The sequence below is a fragment of the Ralstonia sp. 22111 genome (assembly GCF_052045895.1).
GTDB lineage: Bacteria > Pseudomonadota > Gammaproteobacteria > Burkholderiales > Burkholderiaceae > Ralstonia > Ralstonia wenshanensis.
Genome location: NZ_JBQEPR010000012.1, coordinates 130,983 through 155,414, shown reverse-complemented (window position 1 = coordinate 155,414; position 24,432 = coordinate 130,983). Strand labels below are relative to the sequence as shown.

General features: G+C 61.2%; 19 protein-coding genes, 2 tRNA genes and 3 rRNA genes. 3 read left to right on the top strand and 21 right to left on the bottom strand.

Annotated features, from left to right (window positions below):
- Positions 1-6 precede the first annotated feature (6 nt).
- The 7 genes from rrf to ACTJK4_RS23565 form a co-directional block, all read right to left on the bottom strand.
- Positions 7-119: ribosomal RNA gene (gene rrf, locus ACTJK4_RS23595) — 5S ribosomal RNA — on the bottom strand.
- A gap of 117 nt (positions 120-236) precedes the next feature.
- Positions 237-3,115 (bottom strand): 23S ribosomal RNA (locus ACTJK4_RS23590).
- 265 nt (positions 3,116-3,380) lie between these two features.
- Positions 3,381-3,456, bottom strand: a tRNA-Ala gene (locus tag ACTJK4_RS23585).
- 36 nt (positions 3,457-3,492) lie between these two features.
- A tRNA-Ile gene (locus ACTJK4_RS23580) sits at positions 3,493-3,569 on the bottom strand.
- A gap of 60 nt (positions 3,570-3,629) precedes the next feature.
- Positions 3,630-5,169, bottom strand: a 16S ribosomal RNA gene (locus tag ACTJK4_RS23575).
- The 16S, 23S and 5S rRNA genes sit together here with 2 tRNA genes alongside, the layout of an rRNA operon.
- Positions 5,170-5,801: 632 nt before the next feature.
- A complete protein-coding gene (locus ACTJK4_RS23570) occupies positions 5,802-6,521 on the bottom strand; it encodes a hypothetical protein (protein ID WP_316871912.1) in 720 nt (239 codons plus the stop codon).
- A gap of 108 nt (positions 6,522-6,629) precedes the next feature.
- On the bottom strand, positions 6,630-7,202 hold the full coding sequence (locus tag ACTJK4_RS23565) for a DUF4337 domain-containing protein (RefSeq protein ID WP_316871913.1): 573 nt from the start codon (positions 7,200-7,202) through the stop codon (positions 6,630-6,632).
- A gap of 298 nt (positions 7,203-7,500) precedes the next feature.
- On the opposite strand from ACTJK4_RS23565, the gene ACTJK4_RS23560 reads away from it, so the two are divergent.
- Together ACTJK4_RS23560 and ACTJK4_RS23555 are read left to right on the top strand one after the other, a co-directional pair.
- Positions 7,501-8,706, top strand: coding sequence for a sterol desaturase family protein (locus ACTJK4_RS23560; RefSeq protein WP_316871914.1), 1,206 nt, complete (start codon positions 7,501-7,503; stop codon positions 8,704-8,706).
- 17 nt (positions 8,707-8,723) lie between these two features.
- A complete protein-coding gene (locus ACTJK4_RS23555) occupies positions 8,724-9,242 on the top strand; it encodes a cupin domain-containing protein (protein ID WP_260804151.1) in 519 nt (172 codons plus the stop codon).
- On the opposite strand, the gene ACTJK4_RS23550 is transcribed toward ACTJK4_RS23555, so the two are convergent.
- Positions 9,243-9,374 (bottom strand): hypothetical protein, encoded by a 132-nt coding sequence (locus ACTJK4_RS23550; protein WP_260804153.1) that lies wholly within the window; start codon positions 9,372-9,374, stop codon positions 9,243-9,245.
- Between the two features lie 301 nt (positions 9,375-9,675).
- Here ACTJK4_RS23550 and ACTJK4_RS23545 point away from each other — a divergent pair, with 301 nt between their 5' ends.
- The gene (locus tag ACTJK4_RS23545) at positions 9,676-10,554 is read left to right on the top strand and encodes a 2-hydroxy-3-oxopropionate reductase (protein WP_316871915.1); all 879 of its coding nucleotides are present in this window, start codon (positions 9,676-9,678) and stop codon (positions 10,552-10,554) included.
- Between the two features lie 66 nt (positions 10,555-10,620).
- On the opposite strand, the gene ACTJK4_RS23540 is transcribed toward ACTJK4_RS23545, so the two are convergent.
- From ACTJK4_RS23540 to ACTJK4_RS23480, 13 genes are all read right to left on the bottom strand, one after another.
- Positions 10,621-12,024 carry an MFS transporter gene (locus tag ACTJK4_RS23540; RefSeq protein ID WP_433868081.1) on the bottom strand — a complete coding sequence of 468 codons (1,404 nt, stop codon included), beginning with the start codon at positions 12,022-12,024 and terminating at the stop codon, positions 10,621-10,623.
- A 71-nt stretch (positions 12,025-12,095) separates the two neighbouring features.
- Positions 12,096-13,196 carry a porin gene (locus tag ACTJK4_RS23535; RefSeq protein ID WP_414562409.1) on the bottom strand — a complete coding sequence of 367 codons (1,101 nt, stop codon included), beginning with the start codon at positions 13,194-13,196 and terminating at the stop codon, positions 12,096-12,098.
- Positions 13,197-13,371: 175 nt separating this feature from the next.
- Complete coding sequence (locus tag ACTJK4_RS23530; protein WP_433868082.1) at positions 13,372-14,322, bottom strand: PDR/VanB family oxidoreductase; 951 nt, start codon at positions 14,320-14,322, stop codon at positions 13,372-13,374.
- A gap of 21 nt (positions 14,323-14,343) precedes the next feature.
- Complete coding sequence (locus tag ACTJK4_RS23525; RefSeq protein WP_433868083.1) at positions 14,344-15,306, bottom strand: VOC family protein; 963 nt, start codon at positions 15,304-15,306, stop codon at positions 14,344-14,346.
- A 39-nt stretch (positions 15,307-15,345) separates the two neighbouring features.
- Entirely contained in the window at positions 15,346-16,848 is a 1,503-nt protein-coding gene (locus ACTJK4_RS23520; RefSeq protein ID WP_433868084.1) for an aldehyde dehydrogenase, read from the bottom strand.
- 16 nt (positions 16,849-16,864) lie between these two features.
- On the bottom strand, positions 16,865-17,668 hold the full coding sequence (locus tag ACTJK4_RS23515) for an aspartate dehydrogenase (RefSeq protein WP_232040251.1): 804 nt from the start codon (positions 17,666-17,668) through the stop codon (positions 16,865-16,867).
- 32 nt (positions 17,669-17,700) lie between these two features.
- A complete protein-coding gene (locus ACTJK4_RS23510; protein ID WP_232039320.1) occupies positions 17,701-19,428 on the bottom strand; it encodes a thiamine pyrophosphate-binding protein in 1,728 nt (575 codons plus the stop codon).
- Complete coding sequence (locus tag ACTJK4_RS23505) at positions 19,421-20,224, bottom strand: SDR family oxidoreductase (protein ID WP_260804159.1); 804 nt, start codon at positions 20,222-20,224, stop codon at positions 19,421-19,423. Before ACTJK4_RS23505 ends, ACTJK4_RS23510 begins: the two co-directional genes overlap by 8 nt.
- A gap of 2 nt (positions 20,225-20,226) precedes the next feature.
- Positions 20,227-21,054 (bottom strand): IclR family transcriptional regulator, encoded by an 828-nt coding sequence (locus tag ACTJK4_RS23500; protein WP_260804160.1) that lies wholly within the window; start codon positions 21,052-21,054, stop codon positions 20,227-20,229.
- Between the two features lie 12 nt (positions 21,055-21,066).
- Positions 21,067-21,969, bottom strand: a complete 903-nt coding sequence (locus ACTJK4_RS23495; protein WP_433868085.1) for an alpha/beta fold hydrolase — start codon at positions 21,967-21,969, stop codon at positions 21,067-21,069.
- A gap of 4 nt (positions 21,970-21,973) precedes the next feature.
- Complete coding sequence (locus tag ACTJK4_RS23490; protein WP_316871923.1) at positions 21,974-22,510, bottom strand: cupin domain-containing protein; 537 nt, start codon at positions 22,508-22,510, stop codon at positions 21,974-21,976.
- A 32-nt stretch (positions 22,511-22,542) separates the two neighbouring features.
- Positions 22,543-23,316 carry an SDR family oxidoreductase gene (locus ACTJK4_RS23485; protein ID WP_433868086.1) on the bottom strand — a complete coding sequence of 258 codons (774 nt, stop codon included), beginning with the start codon at positions 23,314-23,316 and terminating at the stop codon, positions 22,543-22,545.
- The gene (locus ACTJK4_RS23480) at positions 23,309-24,376 is read right to left on the bottom strand and encodes an aromatic ring-hydroxylating oxygenase subunit alpha (RefSeq protein ID WP_024979224.1); all 1,068 of its coding nucleotides are present in this window, start codon (positions 24,374-24,376) and stop codon (positions 23,309-23,311) included. The genes ACTJK4_RS23485 and ACTJK4_RS23480 overlap by 8 nt, the downstream gene beginning before the upstream one ends.
- Positions 24,377-24,432 lie beyond the last annotated feature (56 nt).

Sequence of the window (24,432 nt, the reverse complement as noted above, 5' to 3'; positions counted from 1 at the left end):
GGGAGAGCCTGGCGATGACCTACTTTCACACGGGAATCCGCACTATCATCGGCGCGGAGTCGTTTCACGGTCCTGTTCGGGATGGGAAGGGGTGGTACCGACTCGCTATGGTCACCAGGCTATGACTTGTTGCCACGTTGACGAGGTCAACGCGACCAATATGGGAATGTAGATTTGGGGTTGTGATGTGTGAGTATCAGGCACAAGGCAGACCCAGCCGGAAACATACCGGTTATAGGATCAAGCCGCACGGGCAATTAGTACTGGTTAGCTGAACGCATTACTGCGCTTCCACACCCAGCCTATCAACGTCCTGGTCTCGAACGACCCTTCAGGGAGATCAAGTCTCCAGGGAATCCTCATCTTCAGGCAAGTTTCCCGCTTAGATGCTTTCAGCGGTTATCTCTTCCGTACATAGCTACCCTGCGATGCCTCTGGCGAGACAACAGGTACACCAGCGGTACGTCCACTCCGGTCCTCTCGTACTAGGAGCAGCCCCCGTCAAGATTCCAACGCCCACGGCAGATAGGGACCAAACTGTCTCACGACGTTTTAAACCCAGCTCACGTACCTCTTTAAATGGCGAACAGCCATACCCTTGGGACCGGCTACAGCCCCAGGATGAGATGAGCCGACATCGAGGTGCCAAACACCGCCGTCGATATGAACTCTTGGGCGGTATCAGCCTGTTATCCCCAGAGTACCTTTTATCCGTTGAGCGATGGCCCTTCCATACAGAACCACCGGATCACTATGTCCTGCTTTCGCACCTGCTCGACTTGTCGGTCTCGCAGTTAAGCACGCTTTTGCCATTGCACTTTAGGTACGATGTCCGACCGTACCAAGCGTACCTTCGAACTCCTCCGTTACACTTTGGGAGGAGACCGCCCCAGTCAAACTGCCTACCATGCACTGTCCCCGACCCGGATTCACGGGCCAAGGTTAGAACCTCAAACAAACCAGGGTGGTATTTCAAGGACGGCTCCACCGAAACTAGCGTCCCGGTTTCAAAGCCTCCCACCTATCCTACACAGATCGGTTCAAAGTCCAATGCAAAGCTACAGTAAAGGTTCATGGGGTCTTTCCGTCTAGCCGCGGGGAGATTGCATCATCACAAACACTTCAACTTCGCTGAGTCTCGGGAGGAGACAGTGTGGCCATCGTTACGCCATTCGTGCAGGTCGGAACTTACCCGACAAGGAATTTCGCTACCTTAGGACCGTTATAGTTACGGCCGCCGTTTACCGGGACTTCAATCAAGAGCTTGCACCCCATCATTTAATCTTCCGGCACCGGGCAGGCGTCACACCCTATACGTCCACTTTCGTGTTTGCAGAGTGCTGTGTTTTTATTAAACAGTCGCAGCCACCATTTTATTGCAACCCCTTCGTCCTTCTAGCGCGAGCTAGTCAAACTACAAGGGCGTACCTTATCCCGAAGTTACGGTACCAATTTGCCGAGTTCCTTCTCCCGAGTTCTCTCAAGCGCCTTAGAATACTCATCTCGCCCACCTGTGTCGGTTTGCGGTACGGTCTCGTATGACTGAAGCTTAGAGGCTTTTCTTGGAACCACTTCCAATTGCTTCGCGACCTAAAGTCGCTCGCCCCACACCCTTGAATCACGCACCCGGATTTGCCTAAGTGCCATCTCCAATGCAGGGACCGGGACATCCAACACCCGGACAACCTTCCGCGATCCGTCCCCCCATCGCATCATACGACGGTGCAGGAATATTAACCTGCTTCCCATCAGCTACGCATCTCTGCCTCGCCTTAGGGGCCGACTCACCCTACGCCGATGAACGTTGCGTAGGAAACCTTGGGCTTACGGCGAGGGGGCCTTTCACCCCCTTTATCGCTACTCATGTCAGCATTCGCACTTCTGATACCTCCAGCATCCTTTACAAGACACCTTCACAGGCTTACAGAACGCTCTCCTACCATGCACTTACGTGCATCCGCAGCTTCGGTATATTGCTTAGCCCCGTTACATCTTCCGCGCAGGACGACTCGATCAGTGAGCTATTACGCTTTCTTTAAAGGGTGGCTGCTTCTAAGCCAACCTCCTGACTGTTTTAGCCTTCCCACTTCGTTTCCCACTTAGCAATATTTAGGGACCTTAGCTGGCGGTCTGGGTTGTTTCCCTCTTGACACCGGACGTTAGCACCCGATGTCTGTCTCCCGTGATTGCACTCTTCGGTATTCGGAGTTTGCTATGGCGGGGTAATCAGCAATAGACCCCCCAACCATGACAGTGCTCTACCCCCGAAGGTGAGACACGAGGCACTACCTAAATAGTTTTCGGAGAGAACCAGCTATTTCCAAGTTTGTTTAGCCTTTCACCCCTATCCACAGCTCATCCCCTAACTTTTCAACGTTAGTGGGTTCGGTCCTCCAGTACGTGTTACCGCACCTTCAACCTGGCCATGGATAGATCACTTGGTTTCGGGTCTACACCCAGCGACTGAACGCCCTATTCGGACTCGCTTTCGCTACGCCTTCCCTAATCGGTTAAGCTTGCCACTGAATGTAAGTCGCTGACCCATTATACAAAAGGTACGCCGTCACCCGTTTCCAGGCTCCGACTGTTTGTATGCATGCGGTTTCAGGATCTATTTCACTCCCCTCCCGGGGTTCTTTTCGCCTTTCCCTCACGGTACTGGTTCACTATCGGTCGATTACGAGTATTTAGCCTTGGAGGATGGTCCCCCCATCTTCAGACAGGATTTCACGTGTCCCGCCCTACTTGTCGTACACCTAGTTCCACAATACTGTTTTCGCATACGGGGCTATCACCCACTATGGCCGGACTTTCCATTCCGCTTTGCTAACAATACTGCTAAAGAGTACAAGGCTGATCCCATTTCGCTCGCCACTACTTTGGGAATCTCGGTTGATTTCTGTTCCTGCAGCTACTTAGATGTTTCAGTTCACTGCGTTCGCTTCTGTTACCTATGTATTCAGTAACAGATGACCCATGCGGGCCGGGTTTCCCCATTCGGATATCTGCGGATCAAAGCTCGTTTGCCAGCTCCCCGCAGCTTTTCGCAGGCTACTACGTCCTTCATCGCCTGTAATCGCCAAGGCATCCACCACATGCACTTATTCGCTTGACCCTATAACGAGTATGTCTCGCTATAGGCTGAGTTCTCGCGTTGTGCCGTATTCCAAGACAATCTTTCGATTGCTCTGGTAATACTGGTTGATACAATCACAACCCAGTGTCGCGTTTTGATTGTGCGTCTCATCAACGCACCGCGACACCTTTACTACATTCCATATTGTTAAAGAACAGCCGAACTTTTACGCTCGTCTTGGCTAGGCCAAACGCAAACACCATCGACACAGCGTCGATGCTTGCGTTTGGCAACCAAAAGGTAATGGTGGAGGATGACGGGATCGAACCGACGACCCCCTGCTTGCAAAGCAGGTGCTCTCCCAGCTGAGCTAATCCCCCAGTCACGGCAGAGAACAACTTCCACCGTCCGTAACTTGGTGGGTCTGGTAGGACTTGAACCTACGACCCCCGCCTTATCAAGACGGTGCTCTAACCACCTGAGCTACAGACCCTTGGCTGTAACATCAAACAAACCGATAAGTGTGGACGCCTAACGTCGGATGCACGCTCTTAAAGGAGGTGATCCAGCCGCACCTTCCGATACGGCTACCTTGTTACGACTTCACCCCAGTCATGAACCCTACCGTGGTAATCGCCCTCCTTGCGGTTAGGCTAACTACTTCTGGTAAAGCCCACTCCCATGGTGTGACGGGCGGTGTGTACAAGACCCGGGAACGTATTCACCGCGGCATGCTGATCCGCGATTACTAGCGATTCCAGCTTCACGTAGTCGAGTTGCAGACTACGATCCGGACTACGATGCATTTTCTGGGATTAGCTCCACCTCGCGGCTTGGCAACCCTCTGTATGCACCATTGTATGACGTGTGAAGCCCTACCCATAAGGGCCATGAGGACTTGACGTCATCCCCACCTTCCTCCGGTTTGTCACCGGCAGTCTCTCTAGAGTGCCCTTTCGTAGCAACTAGAGACAAGGGTTGCGCTCGTTGCGGGACTTAACCCAACATCTCACGACACGAGCTGACGACAGCCATGCAGCACCTGTGTCCACTTTCTCTTTCGAGCACCTAATGCATCTCTGCTTCGTTAGTGGCATGTCAAGGGTAGGTAAGGTTTTTCGCGTTGCATCGAATTAATCCACATCATCCACCGCTTGTGCGGGTCCCCGTCAATTCCTTTGAGTTTTAATCTTGCGACCGTACTCCCCAGGCGGTCAACTTCACGCGTTAGCTACGTTACTAAGGAAATGAATCCCCAACAACTAGTTGACATCGTTTAGGGCGTGGACTACCAGGGTATCTAATCCTGTTTGCTCCCCACGCTTTCGTGCATGAGCGTCAGTGTTATCCCAGGGGGCTGCCTTCGCCATCGGTATTCCTCCACATCTCTACGCATTTCACTGCTACACGTGGAATTCTACCCCCCTCTGACACACTCTAGCCGTGCAGTCACCAATGCAATTCCCAAGTTAAGCTCGGGGATTTCACATCGGTCTTGCACAACCGCCTGCGCACGCTTTACGCCCAGTAATTCCGATTAACGCTTGGACCCTACGTATTACCGCGGCTGCTGGCACGTAGTTAGCCGGTCCTTATTCTTCCGGTACCGTCATCGACCCCAGGTATTAACCAGAGCCATTTCTTTCCGGACAAAAGTGCTTTACAACCCGAAGGCCTTCTTCACACACGCGGCATTGCTGGATCAGGCTTTCGCCCATTGTCCAAAATTCCCCACTGCTGCCTCCCGTAGGAGTCTGGGCCGTGTCTCAGTCCCAGTGTGGCTGATCGTCCTCTCAGACCAGCTACTGATCGTCGCCTTGGTGGGCCTTTACCCCACCAACTAGCTAATCAGACATCGGCCGCTCCTATAGCATGAGGCCTTGCGGTCCCCCACTTTCACCCTCAGGTCGTATGCGGTATTAGCTAATCTTTCGACTAGTTATCCCCCACTACAGGGCACGTTCCGATGTATTACTCACCCGTTCGCCACTCGCCGGCAGGAGAAGCAAGCTTCTCCCCCGCTGCCGTTCGACTTGCATGTGTAAGGCATGCCGCCAGCGTTCAATCTGAGCCAGGATCAAACTCTTCAGTTCAATCTGCTGTTTTCGCTCTTTACGAGCGGTCGCTCACTCTCAGAATCTGACTTGAACTTTCGTTCAAACCTTACTTCTGTGCGAGCACTTCATTACTTGTAAGCTAACGAACTTGCGTTCGTCGCATCCAGTATTAAGCGCCCACACTTATCGGCTGTTTGCTTGTTAAAGAACTTCGCGATCAACTTTGTTTATCGCGTCGCTGCGTTGTCTGCAGCAGAGAAACGAGATTATGCAGAGCTTTTTCGTCGCTGTCAACAACTCGTCGAAGAATTTTTATCCGTCAACTCGCTGCCAACCACCACCCGATCTACCGCCAATCGCCAACCACACAATCGACCGCAAACCCGCTCCACTCCTGCTTCTCCACCACTCAACACCACCACCTCCACTTGCGTTTCGGCGCTGTGTTTTGCAGCGAGGGGCGAATACTAATGTGCGGAAGCGCAGCTGGCAAGCACTTTCGTGAGTCACTCGCAAAAATCTTGCTGATGACTGGCCTGCGTCGCCATGCGCCGCAGGGTTATGGCGCAGGTTGAGGGGCCGACGAACGCCGCGTCCGGCCAACCTGAGACGCGGATTGGGCCGGGCCATCGCCCGCCGCCCCGTTTCTTATAGAGATGCAGTTGGCATCAATGCTTGCCCGACGCTTGGCACAGCTTCTGGTTGTAGAGAATCGCCTTGCTCATCGACGCGTAATTGTCGGCGTCGCACGGCGGCAGGATCAGTGTTGAGTCCTTCTGTGCCTTGATCGCTGTCGTCTCGGACAGCACAGCGAGGCATTGGGCGTTGTCTCCACGATGGTATTCAGTCACGGCAAGATCACTGCGAGCCTTGTCGCGCTCGATCCAGTCCATGAAGGGATCGCAGTCGGAGAGCAGAGAACGCAGTGTTGTGCGGGCTGCATCGAAATCCTTGGCGGCGTATTGCTTGTGGGCCTGGCCGATGCGGGCTTGACGCTGGCGGTCTGTGCAGGCGACCGGCGCACGGCGGTAGTCGCCATCAAACATGGCGCGCATGCCGCAGAAATCTCGGCAGGCCTCGGCGGTGGCGGATGAATCCAGCTTGAGCGCGTCCTTGTTGCCCGACACGGCGATGTGGCACTTGCCCTCATCCTTGTCGATGCCAACGCGGCCCCGGAATGTGCCTTCGATCGCGCACGTGTGGCAGTTGCCGCCAATCGTCGAGATGTTGAAGCTGTCGCCCTTGACCGTCATCGTGCCGCTCGCGCTGTCGCCCAGGATGTAGACGTACTCGCCCGGCTCGACGGCTGGCCCGGCCGCCATGGCGCACGCGCTAGCCAACCAGCTTGCAATCATCAACGCGCGCTGCGCCCAAATTACAAGGGCCATGGTGTTCGCTCCAGATTCATGTGGGAGGATGTCTGCTGCAAAAGCGCCATTCTGGCGACTGACTATGCCGGCACGCAAACATCTGGGCGAGCAGCGTGCCGTCGGCCATCAGATATGAAGCAGCGCCAGCACGGCCACGACACCACCAACAGCGGCCACACCGTATGACAGAACCTGCATCCAGCGCCGCCGGGAAAGCAACGTGATAGCCGCCAGCGCGATCGACACCTGAATGGCGACCACCGCTTGCGCCCACCGGTGATGATGGTGCACGGCAAGCTCGCTGGCGTCGTCGGCCTGTTTGGCCAGGCGCTCCTGGTCTTCAGCCTGTCGGCGAATGTCTTCCTTCTCGGCGGCGTAGCGCTGGGCTTCGCGCTTGGCGGCGGCCTGATCGGTGCCGGGCAACTGGGCGGTCAGCTCGGCAATCGCCTGCTTCTGGCCTTTGGCCTGGTAGTAGGCCCAGCGGTTGGCGGCTTCGGTCTTGTGGATGGCAGCTTCATTTTTGGCGAGTAGTGCGGCGTTTTGCGTGGCGCCGCCCTGGTAACCGAAGATGGCGCCGGCCGTCGAGAGAATCGCCGTCATGACGGCAATACGCCCGGCAAAGCTATCGGCGTGGCCGCTTTCTGCCGCGTGCTCGAGCGCGTGGTCATGCGCGCCGTGCACGTGAAATCCTTCTGACATGGTTGCTCCCCTTCTAGTCTTGTATCGTCGGTCGCCCATCAAGCGCGGACCTCACAATGCATGGCCTTGCACGGAAAGGCAACGCCATGCGACGCGCATTCAACGTCGCAGATGCAGCTTCCTGACCCTGCCGCGCAGGGAGGAGGCGCGGCAATCGCAAATCATTTATACGCTGAGCAATTGCGCCGTTGAATACACGAAACCGGTCCGTATAATCGCGCAGCAATGCGAATCAGAGCCAATATTCCTTTGGTAATCGCATTGTTAATAAAACAAAACAATACTGCGAGTCAGATCCATGGATGCGTCCCAAAAGCCTTTGGCGCCATTGCCCGAAGAGGAACACCAACCCGTCATCGTCCGCGTGGCCGACGCGACGATCCGCGATGCCAATGCATTGCTGCATGCCAACGGCGGCCTGAAGTTCGGCCGAGGCATGATCGGCACCATCCTGGCGTTGGTGCTGAGCTTTCTGTGTTTGCTGGGCGTACTGGCGTTTCACTTTCCCCAGTATCTGACGACGCCCGAATTGCGACGCGCGTATTCGGTGGATGTGATTCGGCAGATTCTGTTTGTCTCTCTGCTGATTTCGGGGGGGTTATCGCTGGCGAATATCGTGCTGGATAACCGCCGCCGCCTGAACGGTCTGGCGTTCCTGTTTGTGGTGATTGCCGTTGCGCTGGGCGGCTCGCGCGTGCCGGTAGGCGATTTTCCGGATCACACGCCGTATATCGGCATGGATTGGTTCATTCTCGACCTGCTCGGTTCGACGGCGATTTTCGTGCTGCTTGAGAAGCTGTTCCCGCTCTACAAGAAACAGCCGGTGTTCCGGGCGGAATGGCAGACGGACATGGTGCACTTCGCAGTGAACCACTTCATCGTGGGGCTGGTGCTGCTGGTGGTGAACTTCCTGATCCACCGCGTGTTCGGGTGGATGGTGCATGCGGACTTCCAGCAAATGGTGCAGCACATCTGGTTCATTCCGCAGTTGCTGCTGTGCATGCTGGTGGCCGACCTGATGGAGTACGTCACGCACCGCGCGTATCACGAAGTGCCGTTCCTCTGGCGCTTTCATGCCGTGCATCACAGCGTGAAGACGATGGACTGGCTGGCCGGGTCCCGGCAGCACATTCTTGAACTGATCGCCACGCGGGTGGCTGTGCTTGGGCCATTGTTCGTGCTGGGCTTCGACAAGGCCGTGGTCGATGTCTATATCATCATCGTGGGCTTTCAGGCGGTGTTCAATCACGCCAACGTGCACTTGCCGTGGGGGCCGTTGAAGTACATCTTCGTGACGCCGGATTTCCATCATTGGCACCACTCGTCGGAAGACGAAGCGATCGACAAGAACTACGCCGCGCATTTCGCCTTCATTGACTATCTATTCGGTACCGCAGTCAAATCGAAGAAGGCCTTCCCTGAGAAGTACGGCGTAGTAGGTGACTACATGCCCGACGGCTTCGTCAACCAGCAGCGCTTTCCGTTCCGACGTCAGCAGAACTGAGTCGAAGGTTTCACGTCATGCCCCTCGCCGCCGCTGCTCAGCACCTCATCGCCCGCCTTGGTCTCGAACCGCACCCGGAAGGCGGCTTCTATCGCGAAACCTATCGCAGTGAGGAACGCATCCAGCGAGGCATCCCGCCCGTCGAACGTGCGGCTGCCACCGCCATCTATTACCTCTTGGCGGATGATGCATATTCCGCCTGGCATCGGATCCAGTCGGACGAGTTGTGGCACTTCCATGCGGGGGACTCACTCAATGTGCATGTGTTGGAGGACGACGGTACGGTGAGCACGCATCGTCTGGGCAATGCGGCCGACGACGCGATGGCGGTGTACCAGGCGGTGGTTCCGGCAGGCCGCTGGTTTGCGGCCGAGCGCGTGCCCGGTGAACATGGCTATGCGCTCGTCGGCTGCACCGTTGCGCCGGGGTTCGAGTTCAGCGAGTTCGAACTGGCCGACGATGGCGCGCTGCTGGCAAAGTATTCGGCACATGGCGATCTCATCCGAAGGTTGCTGCCCAAGCCTGCGGTCCGTTAGTCAGCACCACACCACGCTTTCATAGCCGACCGTGCGGCGGTAGACGCTGATACCCCGCCACGTGCTGTACTCCATGTACGCGCATGTCAGGACGACGATCCAGTTGGCTGCTGCGGTGGCTGTGGTGGACATATCCCCTCCCTCTCGGCGTGTCCGATAGCTGTCTTATCGGCACGTTTTCAGTCTATGAGAGGGGGCTTCCAAACCATTGCACGAGCAATGACGCTTCTCGGCCCTTATTTCCGGGTCTCATCTCCGTATGGGCATCGCGCGTCGCAAAGGCCTGCCGGGCGCGGCGCCAATGCATCCTGGAGCGCACAGCATGATAGCCATGGCTGGTCTTCATCGGTGCGTCGATCTACGCTTGTGAGACGCGCTGCGGCGTGACTCACGCTACCCACCCACTTCACCCAGACGCCTTCGGAAGAACATCATGGCTACCATCGGATTCATCGGTCTTGGCATCATGGGCGCTCACATGGCCCGCAACCTGCTCAGGGGCGACCACACGCTGATCGTCAGCGGCAAGCATTCCGTGCCGGAAGATCTGCGTTCGCGCGCGAAGGTGGTCGCCAACTCAGCGGCAGTGGCGCAAGCCGCGGACATCGTCATCGCGATGGTGCCGGACACGGCGGACGTGGCTGATGTGCTGTTTGGCGAGGCCGGTGTCGCGCAGGGCTTGGCTGGAGGCAAGCTCTTCATCGACATGAGCTCGATCTCGCCGATTGAAACGCAGGCTTTTGCCAAGCGCGTCGAAGCGCTGGGCGCGGATTACCTTGATGCGCCCGTTTCAGGCGGTGAAGTCGGTGCACGTGACGCAACACTCACGATCATGGTTGGCGGCAAAGCAGCCGCGTTCGAGCGTGCCAAACCGCTGTTCGCCTTGATGGGCAAGAACATCACGCACGTGGGCGACTCCGGTGCTGGTCAGACCTGCAAGGTCGCCAACCAGATCATCGTGGCATTGACCATCGAAGCAGTGGGCGAAGCGCTGCTGTTTGCGTCCAAGGCTGGTGCCGACCCGGCACGTGTGCGCGAGGCGTTGATGGGTGGCTTTGCCTCCTCGCGCATTCTCGAAGTGCATGGCGAACGCATGATCAAGCGGACGTTTGACCCGGGCTTTCGCATCGAGCTGCACCAGAAGGATCTGAACCTGGCGTTGGAAGGCGCTCGCAAGCTCGGCATCGCCCTGCCGAACACCGCGGCCGCACAACAGCTCTTCAACGTGTGCGCCGCTCACGGTGGCAAGGCATGGGACCACTCAGCCATGGTGCGCGCACTGGAACTGATGGCGGATCACAGCATTGCCTGAGCCAAAACGGGGGCGTGCCCAGGCGAGCACCACCCGCTCCGTTTTGCGACCGTCGACGGCGTCGGCTTACAACTCAAGTTGCTCGAGCACTTTCCCTTTGGTTTCGATGCCGAGGAAGTAGATGGTGACCGCGGCCAGTATGGGGACCAATGCCAGCAGCAGGAACGCATTGCTGACGTTGCCCGAGCCGATCGTCGAACCGATCAGCATCGGTGAAAAGATGGCGGCAATCTTCAGCCACGCGCCGCCCATGCCGCAACCGACCGCGCGGATGTTGGTCGGATACAGCTCCGGCGTATAGACATAGGCGGTGATGAAGCCGCACGCCATCAACCCCAGCGCCAACGAGCACAACCCCGCCACCACATAGAGCGACTGCTCGTGCAGCAGCCCGGCCAGCGCCAGCGAGACGCCGCACAGTACGAACGAGACCACCATCACCGGCTTGCGGCCCACCTTGTCGACGATCATCGCGCAGACCAACGAGCCGACCACACCCAGCACCGAAGCCAGCGCCGCCAGGTTGAGCGCCAGTTGCAGTGGCGCGTGATAGATCGTCTTGTAGACCGTCGGCAGCCATGTCGACAGACCGTACTGGATGAAACCGCACGTCGCCCACAGCATGGCCACGACCACCGTGCGCCTGATGTACACGGGGCCGAACAGATCGCGCATGCCGCGTTTCGGGTGGCGATGCGACATCTGCTCGAAGGCCGAGGTATCACCCAGCGGCGGCAGCGGCTCCTTCGATTTGGCTTCAAAGCGCGCCTGCGCGGCGTCAGCTTCGGCCATGCGGCCATTGGTCGCCAGCCAGCGCGGGGACTCCGGCACGGCCTTGGGCAGCGTGAAGAACAGCACCAGCGGTATGCCGCCGAGGAAGTACATCACCTCCCAGCCGAAATGCGGTACCAGCCATGCGCCCAGCGCGTTGGACACCAGCAGGCCGATCGGGAATACCACCTCGTAGAGCAGCACGAAGCGCCCGCGACCATGTGCGCGCGTGACCTCGTTGATGTACGTAGCGGCCACGGGCAGCTCGCCGCCCAGGCCGATGCCTTGCACGATACGCAGCGCTGCAAACACGGCAAAACTGGGCGCCACGCCGCACAGCAGGCTCATCAAGCCGATGATGCCCGCGCTATAGCCGATCATGCGCACGCGGCCAAGTCGCTCGGCAAGCATGGGGAACACCAATGCGCCGATCAACTGACCGATGCCGGGCGCGCCAATCACAAACGCAATCTGTGCCGGCGTCAGGTGCCATTGCGCAATCAGCAGCGGCAGCGTAGCCGCGATGACGATCACGTCAAAACCATCGAAGAACGTCGCGAGCCCGATCAGCAGGCGCGCGCGCACGTGCATGCCGTTGCTCTTGAGCCGCTCGATGCGGGCAACGATCTTGCCCAGGCTCATCCCACCCAGCGGCCCATCGTGATCAATTCCGTTATCAATCAAAACACCTGGCTTCATGTGAAGCTCCTTCCGGAGGAAGTTGATGCGCCACCGGGTCGCTGCCCAGCGGCGCGCGTTGGGTCAGGACGTCAGAACGAGTGATGCACGCCGGTGCTGACAACCAGTTGGTTGCGCTGCGCCGCCACACCGACGCCATTGATGGCAGCGGACTTCGCGTCGCCAGCGGCACGCTGGTAGGTACCCTGAACGTACACCTGCGTGCGCTTGGAGAATGCATACACGTTGCCCAGGCTGAACTGGTTCCAACGGGCACCTTCGTACTTGCTGAAGGTATAGCCCACGTTGAGCGTGTTGGCGGCACTGTAATGCCAAGCCGTGCCCAGGTCGACGTTCTGAGCGCGGGCATTGGCGCCGCCCAGCGTGATACGCGTTTGCGTATAGACCGCGTTGATCTGCACCGGCAGGCTGCTGAACTGATACAGCGCGCCGGTACCGAATGACTTGACCGAGCTCATCGGCGTCATCACGCCCGGCACGAGCGTCGTGCCGAGCGTGTTCGTGATACCCAGGCGACCAGCGATGTCCAGCGCGCGGTCATTGGAAGCGGTATAAGCCGCAGCCGCACGGAAGCCGCCATTGGTGTAGTACGCGCCCAGGCTGTAGCTGCGACTCTTGGACGGCGAACCCGGCACCTCGCCAAAGCCGTACATGCCGCCCAGTTGCAGCCCACCGAAAATCGGCGACACGTAGCGCACGGCATTGTCGATCTGGAACTGGTTGGCCAGGTTGTCGAAGTTGCCGGGGTGGAACAGGTAGAAGTTGGTGAGCTGGAAGCCGTTGCTCAGGCGCCCGAGGTAATCGAACATGAAGTCCGCCTGGTGGCCGAGCTGGATGTTACCCAGGCGGTCGTTGGTGAGGCCCACCCACGCCGCTCGGTTGAACAGCTTCCCGGCCACCACGCTGTTGCCGGTGTCACCCAGAAAACCCGACTCCAGCTGGAAGATGGCCTGCGTACCACCGCCCAGATCTTCCGAGCCGCGCAGGCCGAAACGATCCGGCTGCATGGTGCCGGGGTCCATGCGCAGGGCCGAGCCGCTGGCGGCGCCGCTCTTGAGGCTGTTGATGTAGGCCACGCCTTCATCAATGCTGCCGTACAGGGTCACGTTGCTCTGGGCCGCCGCCGTGCCAGCCAGGCTCATCGCCGCAAGGGCGAACAAAGTTGTCTTCATTTGCTGTTTCCTCCACTGGACAAGGTGTCCGCCCCGCCAGTTGTTATCGCCGTCTTGGTGGACGAGCTGGTTGTGGTGCTTGCTTTGTTTCGTATACGAAACGTCGTTTAAAAGAAAAACACGGCGCAAAAAAGAGGGCGCGGCTGGTCAGGCCCGCGCCTAAGCCATCCTGCGCTTACAAATCAATCACCAGGCGCTTGCCCTTGCAGCCGGATACGCAAACCATCATCGTTTGGTTCGATGCACGCTCGCTCTTGGAAAGCACGCTGTCACGGTGGTCGGGCTCGCCTTCGAGCACGCGCGTTTCACACGATCCGCACACACCTTCCTTGCAGCTGTGTTCAACCTCGACGCCAATCTCCAGCAGCGCGTCGAGCAGCGACTTGCCTGCCGGTACGCACAGCTCAGCGCCATTGCGCGCGAGCTTGACCTGGTACTCCCCGTCCTGCACCGACTCCACACCGGGATCCGCCGCAAAGCGTTCGATATGGACGTTGGTGTAGCCCAGCGCTTCGCAGGCGGCCTCGAATGCCCGCAGCATCGGGCCGGGGCCGCAGCAATAGAAATGCGTATCGGCCGGATGCCCCGCGAGCAACGCTTTCAGATCGGGCGGCCCACCGGCTTCAGAGTCCAGGTGAAAACGCACCGCCTCGCCATGGGCGGCCAGCTCATCGGCAAAGGCCGCTTCGGCACGCGAGCGCGCGCAGTACAGCATCGAGAATGTCTTGCCTTGCTCGGCCAGACGACGCGCCATGCATACGATGGGCGTCACCCCAATGCCACCCGCGACCAACACTGTGCGCGGCGCGGTTTCGTCCAGCTCGAAGTGATTGCGCGGGCCGCCGATCTTGAGCATTGAGCCCACGCGCAACTGCTCGTGCACATAGCGCGAGCCGCCGCGGCTGTTGCGGTCGAGCAGCACGCCGACCACATAGCGGTCACGCATCTCCGGCGCGCCGCACAGCGAATAGCTGCGCACCAGCCCGTTGCCGAGATGCAGTTCAATATGCGCGCCGGGTGCGTACTCGGGCAAGGTCTTGCCGTCGACATCGCGCAGCTCCACGCTCACGATGCCTTGGGCTTCGTAGCGCATGGCATGCACGCGCAGGTTGAGGGGGGAATTCATAGCACGTCTCTCTGCAACGTTTCAGCGCTTTTCCGTCAGGAACTTGCCTTCCGGGCCGACGACGTTTTTCTGCCGGCGTGTGTTGCCGTCAATGCCACCGTCGATGGCCCATTCGGCAAACACAGTCGGGCCGGGCTCGAAATCGCGCGGCTGCCAGTCGGCGTCGAGCTGGTCTTCATCCGCGTAGTACTCGATCAGGCCGCCGGCCGGGTTCTTGAAGTACCAGAAGTACGCCGACGAGATCGGGTGACGGCCCGGGCCCAGTTGCGTATCCCACCCACAGCGCGACACATGCATGCCACCGCCGAACACTTCATGGATATCGCGCACGGTAAAGGCCACGTGGTTGAGCCCGCTCTTAGCCTGCGGCGTCTGCAGCAGGAACAGGTCGTGATGGCCGCCTTCGGGCTCGCAGCGCAGGAACGCACCCCGCCCCGGGTAGTGGTCAGACGGCACAAAACCGAGCTTGTCGATATAGAAGCGCTCGGTGGCCGCCACGTCCTTCACGAAGAAGACCACGTGACCCACTTCAATGGGCGTGGCACGTTCATAGATCGGGCTGGGCTGGTTGCGGCGCGGTTTGTCCGTCCACGTGTTCATTGCAGCGCATTGCACGTCGATATCGCGCTTGGTAGTCAACTGCACGCGCACTGCCAAGCCGTTCGGATCAGTGCAACCGACCCGGCCGTCGACATGAACGTAGCCTGGCTGATCGGCCAGCTTGTCGACCAGGCGGTCGAGTACAGCTTGCGAATCGGCGCCCCAGATCACTTCGCGCAGCGTCGGGCCGGCCTCCATGGCGGGCGGCAGCGTGGCATCGTCGCTGCGCTTGACGCGCACGCGGCAGCCGTTGAGCGTTTCGAAAAGCAGGCCGCTGGCGTCTTCCGATTGCAGGGCAAGGCCCCAATCCAGGAAGAACTGCTTGCAGGCGGCGAGGTCGTCGGCACCGTAGACGATTTCGTCGATGCCTCGAATCGTGTTCATCTTCATCTCCTGTGGTCCGGGCGTTTGATTGCTTCCGCTTCAGTTGGCGTTGGCCCAGGCCAGCGGTTGTTCATTCAGCCCCCAATAGAGGCTCTTCTGCTCCATGTACTGCAGGATGCCGAGGCGGCCCTTCTCGCGGCCCAGGCCGCTGTCGCGCCAACCGCCAAACGGCGTCGAGATCGAGAACTGCTTGTAGGTGTTGATCCACACGTTGCCGGCCTGCACCGCGCGGCCGATGCGCCATGCGCGCTTGTAGTCACGCGTCCAGATGCCGGCGGCCAATGCGTAGACGCTGTCGTTGGCCTGCTCGATCAATTCGTCTTCATCGTCGAACGGCATGGCGACGAGCACCGGACCGAAGATTTCTTCCTGGCAAATGCGCGCGCTGTTGGTGAGGCCTTCGATGATGGTCGGCGTGTAGAAGTAGCCCGACTCGCACCCGGCGACGTGCGGACGCAAGCCGCCCGTGCGCAGGTGGCCGCCGTCTTCCACGCCCATTGCCACGTAAGATTCGATCGACTCACGGTGACGGTCGGTAATCAGCGGGCCCATCTGCGTGGATTCATCGGCCGGATTGCCGACACGCAGGCGTGCTGCGCCAGCGGCCAGGCGATCCATGAACGGTTCATACAGTGAACGCGCCACAAACAGACGTGACCCTGCGATGCACGACTCGCCCGACGAGCTGAAGATGCCGTACAGCACGCCATTGACCGCATGGTCGAGATCGGCGTCGTCAAACACCATCGTCGGCGACTTGCCGCCGAGTTCCAGCGACACCGGCATCATCTTGTCGGCGGCAATGTGCGCGATATGGCGGCCCGTGTTCGTACCACCCGTGAACGACACGCGACGCACCAGCGGATGCTTCGTAATCGCATCGCCAATGACGGAACCCTTGCCCGGCAGCACGCTGATCATGCCCTTGGGCACGCCCGCTTCCTCACAGATGGCGGCAAGCTCCAGCGCCATCAGCGGCGTGACTTCTGCCGGCTTGACGACGACGGCGTTGCCCGCAGCTAGCGCAGGTGCCATCTTTTGCGCCTCGCTGGCGATGGGCGAGTTCCACGGCGTGATGGCCGCCACCACGCCCATGGGCTCATGCACGCTCATCGTCAGGCAATCGCCACGCGCGGGCGTGAGCGCCTCTTCCAGCGTCTCGCATGCAGCACCGAAGAACTGGAACGTGGCGGCAGCGCTTGCCACCAGGGCGCGCGTCTCGTTGATCGGTTTGCCGTTATCCAGCCGCTGGCGTTGGGCCAGTGCTTCGCTGCGCGAGCGGATCAGCTCCGCCACGCGATACAGGACGGCGGCGCGCTCGTGCGGCTTGCGCTGCGCCCAGCCGCTGGACAGAAAGGCGCGGTAGGCACCGGCCACAGCCTCTTCCACATCGGCGACGCTGGCAGCGTTGAGTTCAGCCACCACTTCGCCCGTGGCGGGGTAACGGGTGACATAGCGCTCGCCAGTGCCAAGGCGCCATTCGCCGGCGATGCAGATGGGCAACACGGACGTTGCGGTTGCGTTCGGGTTGGAAACAGTCATGGCGCAATGGCCTCGCTTAAATCGAAACGGCGTGCGCGCGGTTGCCCAGCGCACGCACCACGCTGAACACCGTCAGCGCAGAAGTCTTGGGATTGGCCGCCAGCGGCTTGCCGCGCATCGTCAGCTCGAAGCCGCCAAAGGCGCCGCGCGCCTCGACGTGATGGATGTTCTCGTCCACCGTCGGATCGGCCAGCAGCTTGACGTGCGTGTGCTCAAGCCCGAGGCCCGCCAAGGACAGCGTGGCCGCCACGTTGGCGTTTTTTGGGAACAAACGCGCGGCTTCACGGGCGTTGCCTTCAAAGATCACGGTCGGCTCGCGCAGCGCATCGAGGTCGAACTGCTGATCGGCCGGCGTGTCCTTCCAGGCGCGCGGCGGCTTGCGGCCGGTGTAGACCACCGCATCCAGGCCGCCCACGCGCGCAGCGGCCAGTGCATCGATGGCCCCGATGGCACCCGACAGCAGCTGCACTTGCGCGTTGCCACGGCGGGCCGCGGCTTCCAGCCGTTCGGCCACGCCGGGTTCGGACAGCGCACCCACCGATACCACCAGGCAGTCGATGCCCTGCTCCAACGCCGGCAACACATGCTCTTCAAGCGCATCGTGGCCAGCACATTCGACCAGCAGATCAGGATGGGCGTCCGCCGACAGATGCGTCGTGACACGCGCATTCGGCGCGAACGGGGCGATGGCCTCGCGCGCCTTGTCCATCGCGTGCTCGGGCACGATCACGGCGTCAAAGCACACATCCGGATCGCTCTTGAGCAGTTCCAGTACGCCTTGCCCGATCGCTCCGCACCCGACCATCGATACATGCAGCATGTCCGGCTCCTTCAATTGGCTCAGTTGCGCGTTCACGCCACCACCGTCGTGCGCTCGGCGGCGCGTTCGCCCTGGCCATCCTTGGCTTGTTGATTGACGGGCGGCCCTGCAAAGATGGTCTTGAAGCTGCCGATGGAGAGCATGTCGATCTCCATCAGGAACGGCCCCTCGCTGCTGGTGGCTTCCTTCAATGCGCTGCCCACGTCGGCCAGATCCGACACGCGGCGATGGCGCAATTGCAGCGACTGCGCGAGCGCCGCGTAGTCCGGCGTGTGCAGATCCACGTAATGGCGGCGGCCGCCGTACTGCGCGTCCTGAATGTTCTTGATGACACCGTAGCCCTTGTCGTTCATCAGCACGATGACGAGGTTGGCACGCTCCTGCACGGCGGTCGCCAGCTCACCCAGGTTCAGGATGAAGCCGCCGTCACCGGCCAGACAGAACGTGGTCTTGCCCGATCCGGTTGCTGCCGACCCGATGGCCGCGCCAATGCCCATCGCCAAACCCTGGCCGATGCCGCCACCCAGCGCATGCACGCCAGCACGCGAATCAAAAATACGGAGTTGGCGATTACCCCACGTGCTGTTCGACACCGTCACGTCGCGCACCCAGTTGAACTCGCGGCCCACTGCGGCTTGCAACGCCTCCACCAGCTTGGCGTACGGGCCGAGGCCATCGATCAGCCCGCGCACCGCAGTCTCGTGTGCGGCGCGCAGGTCGGCAGCGAACGTCGCATCGATCTGCATCTTCTGTTCCAGCCGATCGGCCAGGCCATCCAGCGCAAGCGCCGAATCGCCGCACACGAAGTAATCGCTGGCGTAGCAACGGCCCTCCGCCGACGCATCCGCATCGATGCGGTACAGCGGGCGCGGCAGCTTGAGTTCGTACTTGAGCGTTTCGTTGCCGCGCAGGCGCGAGCCGACGACGACCATTGCATCGCACGTCTGGTAGAACGCTTCGACCGGCTTATGCAGGTTGAATGCGCCCAGCGAGCGCGGGTCATCTTCCGGCACGATGCCGCGGCCCTGCGTGCTGGTGACCACGCCAAAGCCGAGGTCCATCAGGCGCTTGACCTGCTTCGCGGCGTGGCGGGCGCCACCGCCCAGCCACAGCATCGGGCGGCGCGCGCGCGACAGGCGTTCAGCCAGTTCGTCCAGCGCGTGGGCCGACGGCACATGCTGCGGCACCTGCAGCGGGCGCAGGTCGTCCGGCATCGGGATCAGCGCGGCCTGGATGTCGATGGGGATCTCCACGCTCACCGGGCCGGCCGGCGCCGTCAGCGCGGTCTGTACGGCCAGCTTCATCGTGCTGATGGCGGTGTCGGCGCTGCGCACGCGGAAGGCCGCCTTGGAAACGGCCTTGAGCATCGTGAGCTGATCCGGCGCTTCGTGAATGTACGCGAGGCTCTGGTCCAGATAAGGCGTTTCGATCTGGCCCGTGATGTGCAGCAACGGCGTGCCGGCGGTCAGTGCTTCGACCATGGCGCCCGCGGCGTTGCCAGCCGCGGTACCGGTGCTGGTCAGGCAGACACCGAGGCCGCCCGTGGTACGGGCATAGGCGTCGGCCATGTTGGCGCCGCCGGCTTCACCGCGCGCCATGATGAAGCGGATCTTGCCGCGCTCGCCCATCGCATCGAGGATGGGCATGTTGTGGATCGAGATGACACCAAAAGCGGCCTTGACCTCGCAGGCCTCCAGGAAGGCTGCAATCGCGTGGCCCACCGTGACCAGTTGCGGTTCCTGTTGTTGTCTATTAAGCATGACGGGAGTGTCCTCCGGAGATATCGATGTGGCTGCCCGTGGTGTACGAAGACAACGGCGAGGCAAGGAACAGAATGGCGCGGGCTGCTTCTTCCGGCAGGCCCAGGCGTCCAAGGGGAATATGTTTTTGCGCGGCCAGGCGGCGCGTCCACGCGGCCCAGTCGAGATGGCGATCTTCTTCGGGGCGAGCCTCGAAGCGGCGGCGCCATTGGCCGGACTCCACCAGCCCGATCAGGATGCCGTTGACGCGCACGCCCTTCGGTGCAAATTCGGTCGCCATCGAGCGCACGAGGTTGAGCACACCTGCACGTGCGGCCGAGGTGGCCACCATGTGCGGCTCGGGCTGCTGCGCCAGCAACGAATTTATGCAGACGATCGCGCCGTGCTCCGAGCGCTCGAGTTGCGGCAGGAAAGCGCGCGTGGGATGAATCACGGAGAAGAACTTGAGCTGCAGCTCCTGCGTCCACGCGGCATCGTCGGTATCGGCAAACGTCGAGACGCGGCCCTGGCCGGCGTTGTTGACCAGCATGTCGACGGGGCCCAGCGCTTGCGCCACGGCATCCGCAAACGCGGCCGTCTGCCCGGCGTCGAGCACGTCGCACGTTGCAGCAAACAGCCGGGCGCTTGGGAAGCGGCTACGCAGACCTTGTTCGGCTTGCGCGAGACGTTCAGCATTGCGCCCGCACAGCGCCACGGCGGCACCGGCATCCAGCAGCAGTTCAACGGTGGCGAGGCCGATGCCGGAGGAGCCTCCGGTCACAACGGCGGTCTTGCCAGTGAGGTCGATCATCGGCATGGTCATTCGCGGAACAGGTTGACGACCTTGCCGCCTGCGGGGCGGTAGTCCAGCAAGTAAGACAGCTCGCCGGCGGCGGCGCGCACCTTGTCGATCATCAGATCGAGCTGTGCCGCGTCGATGCGCGGCGACGGAATGGTCGTGCCGAGTGCAGCCACCACCTTGCCGGCGCGATCCAGGACGGGCGCAGCAATCGTCGAGATGTTGGCTTCGAAGAAGCCTTCCTGCAGCACGTAGCCGTGTTCGCGGTCGCGCTGGACCATCTCGAACAGCTCTTCCACCGTGCGCGGCGTGTTGGCGGAAAACACTTCCAGCTGCGGCTCCGGATAAAGCTGGCGCAGCTCAGCCAGCGACAGATCGGCCAGCAGCACACGACCCAGCACCGTGGCGTGAGCCGGCAGGCGCGTGCCGACATTCACCGAACTGGTGAACGGCGTGGGCGCGACCGATTTCGCCACATAGACGATCGACCGGCCATCGCGCACGACGAGATTGCACGGATAGTGAATCTCGTCACGCAGACGATCGAGCAACGGGCGGCCCAGCTCGGTCAATTCGAGCGAGGCGAGATATTCAAAGCCCAGGCGCAGCACCGCCATGCCGAGACGGAAATCGCGGCCGCCGTCTACGCGCTCGATGAAGCCCATCACTTCAAGTGTGGTCAGCAGGCGGAACACCGTGGAGCGCGGCACCTTCAGGCGGCGCGCCAGTTCCGGCGCCGACAGGACGCGGTCTTTGTGGCTGAATTCGCACAGGAGGCGCAGGCCGCGTTCGAGGCCCGGCACGATGTACTTTTCCTGCACGTCTTCTGAAATGAGGTCGTTGCTCATACGTCTTGGCGCTTAGGCGTTTTGAGATTGGGAGAGAACGGCGTGTTCGATCCAGCCTGCGACAGCGTCAGGCGCATCGATATAGGAGGCATGCCCCGCAGCCGGTACTAGCGCAAAAGGCAGACCGAACGTCTTGGCCAGCGCTTCGCAGCCTTGCGGCGGCGTGATGCCATCCACATCGCCGCAAGCGACTTGTGCCGGCGTCGATGCGGGGCGTTTGCGCAGATAGGCGCCGATGTCGTCGCCGCTGAGCATCGCCACGGCCTGGCGGTAACCGCCATCGTTGAGGCGCTTCATATTCCAGCGCACCCAGGCACGCTCTTCATCGGTCGCATTCGGGCGCAGCAGGTGCGCGTGGCGCGACTCCGCCATGCCGGCGATGCCGAACTGGTCCAGCGTTGAAAGACGTTGCGCTTGCACGGCGCGCGACTTGTCTTCCTGCCCCGGCTGGCCGTAGCCCTGTGCAGGGTTCAGAAGCAAGAGGCACTTCGGCTGCATCGCCGCTGGCGCGGCGGCCACATACGCCGAAGCCATCAGCGCGCCCAGCGAGTGACCGACGATCACATCGGGCGTCACATCCAGCGCGGCAAGCCACGCCTGCAGCCGCACCGCATAGTCGGCGGCGCGCGGCGCTGCCTCTGCAACCGGCGTGGAATTTCCGTAGCCCGGCGCATCCCATGCCAGCACGCGCATGCTCTGCGAAAGAACCTGCGCGCAAGGCAGCCATGACGCGGCGCTGGAGCTGATGCCGTGCAACAGCACCACCAACGGCCCGCGCTCGCCCCATTGCCGATAGCCGATGCGATCGCCGCGCACGCTCATCACGACGGTGTGTTCGGCGAAGTCGCCGCCCAGCACGGCAAGCGCGTCGGCAACACGGAACGGATGGGAAGACATGACAGCCTGCACGCTCATGGCATCAACGCTTGATCTTGGCGAGCGGGTGCTCGGGCGGGTACGTCGGTGTGATCGGCTTCTTGGCGCCGAGCATCACGCACATCAGCGCGTCTTCATCGCCGATGTTGATTTCTTCGCGGTACACGCCCGGCGGCACCGAGACGAGGTCGCGATCGGTCAGGATGGTCTCAAAACGCTCGCCGTCCTTCTCCAGCACCAGCTTGAGCTTGCCGCGAATGACGAAGAACACCTCTTCCACATCGGTGTGCAGGTGCGACGGGCCTTCGTGGCCGGCCGGAATGACCATGGTCGAAAACGTGAAGTGCTCGGCCGGCACCGTGTTGGTGTCTGCCGCCACGCCCGTGCCGCCCGTGCCGAGGTAGCGCATTTGCGCACGGCGGTATTTCGGGTCGAAGTCGGCCTGGAACTTGAGGGCATCCCAGTCGTAGCGGCGAGTGGCGAAACGCGCAACGCGGCTGTTCATCCAGTCTTCAAACGACGCGCCTTCCGGGCGGTCCCACGTGCGTTGCACTTGCTGTTGTTCGGAGAGATCGCTCATTGAATACCTCTTCTGAATGGTGTGTGGATGCATTACTGCATGACGAAACCGCCGTTGACGGCCAGCGTCTGGCCCGTCACGAATCGGGAAAGATCGGACAGCGCGAACAGCACGGCGCCGCACACGTCGCCGGGCACCTGATCGCGCGAGATGGCACGCTGGTCGCGGTACAGCGCATGGCGGTGCGCCGGTACGTATTCGGTGGCTTCCACCAGCGTCAGGCCCGGCGCAATGGCGTTGACGGTGATGCCGTCTGCGCCGCATTCGCGCGCCAGAGACTTGGTCATGCCCATGACGGCGCTCTTGCTCGCCACGTAAGCCAGCAGGTTCGGCGCGCCCCACAGCGGTGTGTCCGACGACAGGTTGACGATCGCACCGCGGCCCGATGCCTTGAGCGCCGGCAGGCAAGCCGTCGTCATCAACCATGTGCCGCGCACGTTGACGTTCATCACGCGGTCCCAGGTATCGACGTCAATCGACGATGCGTCGCGCCCGCCCGAGTTCGTGATGGCCGCGTTATTGACGAGCCCGTCGAGCCCGCCCAGTGCCTGCACAGCCGCTGCGGCGCACGTCTGAATCGAAGCAGGATCGCCAAGATCGAGCGCAAAGCCATGGGCGTCAAAGCCGGCCGCCCGCAGCGCTGCGGCCTCTTCCTGCACGCGCTCGCCAAGAATGTCGGCCAGCGCAACGGCGCCACCCGCTTCGGCAATCGACTTGGCAAAGGCCAGACCCAGTCCGCGCGCAGCGCCCGTCACGAGCACCTTGCGGCCGGCCAGCAATCCGGCAGTTGAATTGCGCTCAGGCATGTTGAGCTTCCGTGGGAACAGGCTTGAGCATGGCGACAGGCGCATCGGCCAGTTCAGCGGCGGCGCGGCGTGCCAGCACGCGGCGGATACGCGTGATGCCGATGTCGTGCTGATACAGCGTCTCGTGATCGCGCGCTTCAGGTGCCATCGATTCGAGCACCACGCGATCCTGCTCCAGCACATCCCAGTGCAGGCCTTCCAGGCGGTTGCGATACAGGAAGCGCCACACGTCGCGCTGCCAGCCCTGTACGTGGCGCGTGCGCCAGAAGTAGACGATGCAATGCTCCTCATCCACCGGCGTCACGATGCCGATGATGGTGAACGGGCCGCCCGGGCCAACCTTCGGTTGATACGGAATCGACAGGCGCAGCCACATCGTGCCGGTCTCGCCAAACTCGGTCCAATCGAAGTTCACGCCGCGCTGGCCGGTCTTCTGGAACATGATCCCGTGGTCGGTTTCCACCACTTCCATCACGGCCTTCTTCTCGCCGCTGGCCATCGAATGCGACACGGCGTGCAGGTAGGCGCCGTGCATCGGGTCCATGACGTTGTCGATGGCATAGCGGTAGTTGACGTTCCAGTGTGCAAAGCAGAGGAAGTGGCTGTGCTCGTCGCTGGTCAGCTCTTCAGGCAGCCGCAGCGTGCCGACAGCGTCGTCGAACTCCGACGGGGCCTTGTCGCCAAACCAGAGGAAGATGGCGCCGGCACGTTCCTGCACCGGGTAGCTGCGCACGCAGGTCTTGCCCTCCATGGGGCAAGCGTCGACAGCAGGTACGCTCGTCACCGTACCCTGGCCGTTCACTTCGACGCCGTGGTACCAGCAAGCCACGTGGTCGCCCAGGTTCCAACCCATCGACAGGCGCGCACCGCGATGCGGGCAGCGGTCTTCCAGCGCATGCACCTGGCCAGCGGTATCGCGCCACAGCACGATGTTCTGGCTCAAGCGGGTGATGCCCACCGGCGCGTTCTTCACATTCCACGACGCCGCCACCGGATACCAGTAGTTGCGCAGACCGGTGTTGATGCGCGCTTCCTTCTGCGCTTCCTTGTTGCCTTCCATTGCTTGCCTCTTCTGATGGGGTTGAGCCGGGCGCCTCTGCGGGCGACGTGGCGTCG

What these genes read in the sequence shown, in the direction of transcription:
- ACTJK4_RS23550 (WP_260804153.1), bottom strand. Translation starts at nt 9,374, where the DNA reads ATGTCCACCACAGCCACCGCAGCAGCCAACTGGATCGTCGTCCTGACA.
- ACTJK4_RS23540 (WP_433868081.1), bottom strand. Translation starts at nt 12,024, where the DNA reads ATGAAGCCAGGTGTTTTGATTGATAACGGAATTGATCACGATGGGCCG.
- ACTJK4_RS23520 (WP_433868084.1), bottom strand. Translation starts at nt 16,848, where the DNA reads ATGACTGTTTCCAACCCGAACGCAACCGCAACGTCCGTGTTGCCCATC.
- ACTJK4_RS23565 (WP_316871913.1), bottom strand. Translation starts at nt 7,202, where the DNA reads ATGTCAGAAGGATTTCACGTGCACGGCGCGCATGACCACGCGCTCGAG.
- ACTJK4_RS23485 (WP_433868086.1), bottom strand. Translation starts at nt 23,316, where the DNA reads ATGCCTGAGCGCAATTCAACTGCCGGATTGCTGGCCGGCCGCAAGGTG.
- ACTJK4_RS23560 (WP_316871914.1), top strand. Translation starts at nt 7,501, where the DNA reads ATGGATGCGTCCCAAAAGCCTTTGGCGCCATTGCCCGAAGAGGAACAC.
- ACTJK4_RS23530 (WP_433868082.1), bottom strand. Translation starts at nt 14,322, where the DNA reads ATGAATTCCCCCCTCAACCTGCGCGTGCATGCCATGCGCTACGAAGCC.
- ACTJK4_RS23505 (WP_260804159.1), bottom strand. Translation starts at nt 20,224, where the DNA reads ATGCCGATGATCGACCTCACTGGCAAGACCGCCGTTGTGACCGGAGGC.
- ACTJK4_RS23495 (WP_433868085.1), bottom strand. Translation starts at nt 21,969, where the DNA reads ATGAGCGTGCAGGCTGTCATGTCTTCCCATCCGTTCCGTGTTGCCGAC.
- ACTJK4_RS23545 (WP_316871915.1), top strand. Translation starts at nt 9,676, where the DNA reads ATGGCTACCATCGGATTCATCGGTCTTGGCATCATGGGCGCTCACATG.
- ACTJK4_RS23490 (WP_316871923.1), bottom strand. Translation starts at nt 22,510, where the DNA reads ATGAGCGATCTCTCCGAACAACAGCAAGTGCAACGCACGTGGGACCGC.
- ACTJK4_RS23500 (WP_260804160.1), bottom strand. Translation starts at nt 21,054, where the DNA reads ATGAGCAACGACCTCATTTCAGAAGACGTGCAGGAAAAGTACATCGTG.
- ACTJK4_RS23510 (WP_232039320.1), bottom strand. Translation starts at nt 19,428, where the DNA reads ATGCTTAATAGACAACAACAGGAACCGCAACTGGTCACGGTGGGCCAC.
- ACTJK4_RS23525 (WP_433868083.1), bottom strand. Translation starts at nt 15,306, where the DNA reads ATGAACACGATTCGAGGCATCGACGAAATCGTCTACGGTGCCGACGAC.
- ACTJK4_RS23480 (WP_024979224.1), bottom strand. Translation starts at nt 24,376, where the DNA reads ATGGAAGGCAACAAGGAAGCGCAGAAGGAAGCGCGCATCAACACCGGT.
- ACTJK4_RS23535 (WP_414562409.1), bottom strand. Translation starts at nt 13,196, where the DNA reads ATGAAGACAACTTTGTTCGCCCTTGCGGCGATGAGCCTGGCTGGCACG.
- ACTJK4_RS23555 (WP_260804151.1), top strand. Translation starts at nt 8,724, where the DNA reads ATGCCCCTCGCCGCCGCTGCTCAGCACCTCATCGCCCGCCTTGGTCTC.
- ACTJK4_RS23570 (WP_316871912.1), bottom strand. Translation starts at nt 6,521, where the DNA reads ATGGCCCTTGTAATTTGGGCGCAGCGCGCGTTGATGATTGCAAGCTGG.
- ACTJK4_RS23515 (WP_232040251.1), bottom strand. Translation starts at nt 17,668, where the DNA reads ATGCTGCATGTATCGATGGTCGGGTGCGGAGCGATCGGGCAAGGCGTA.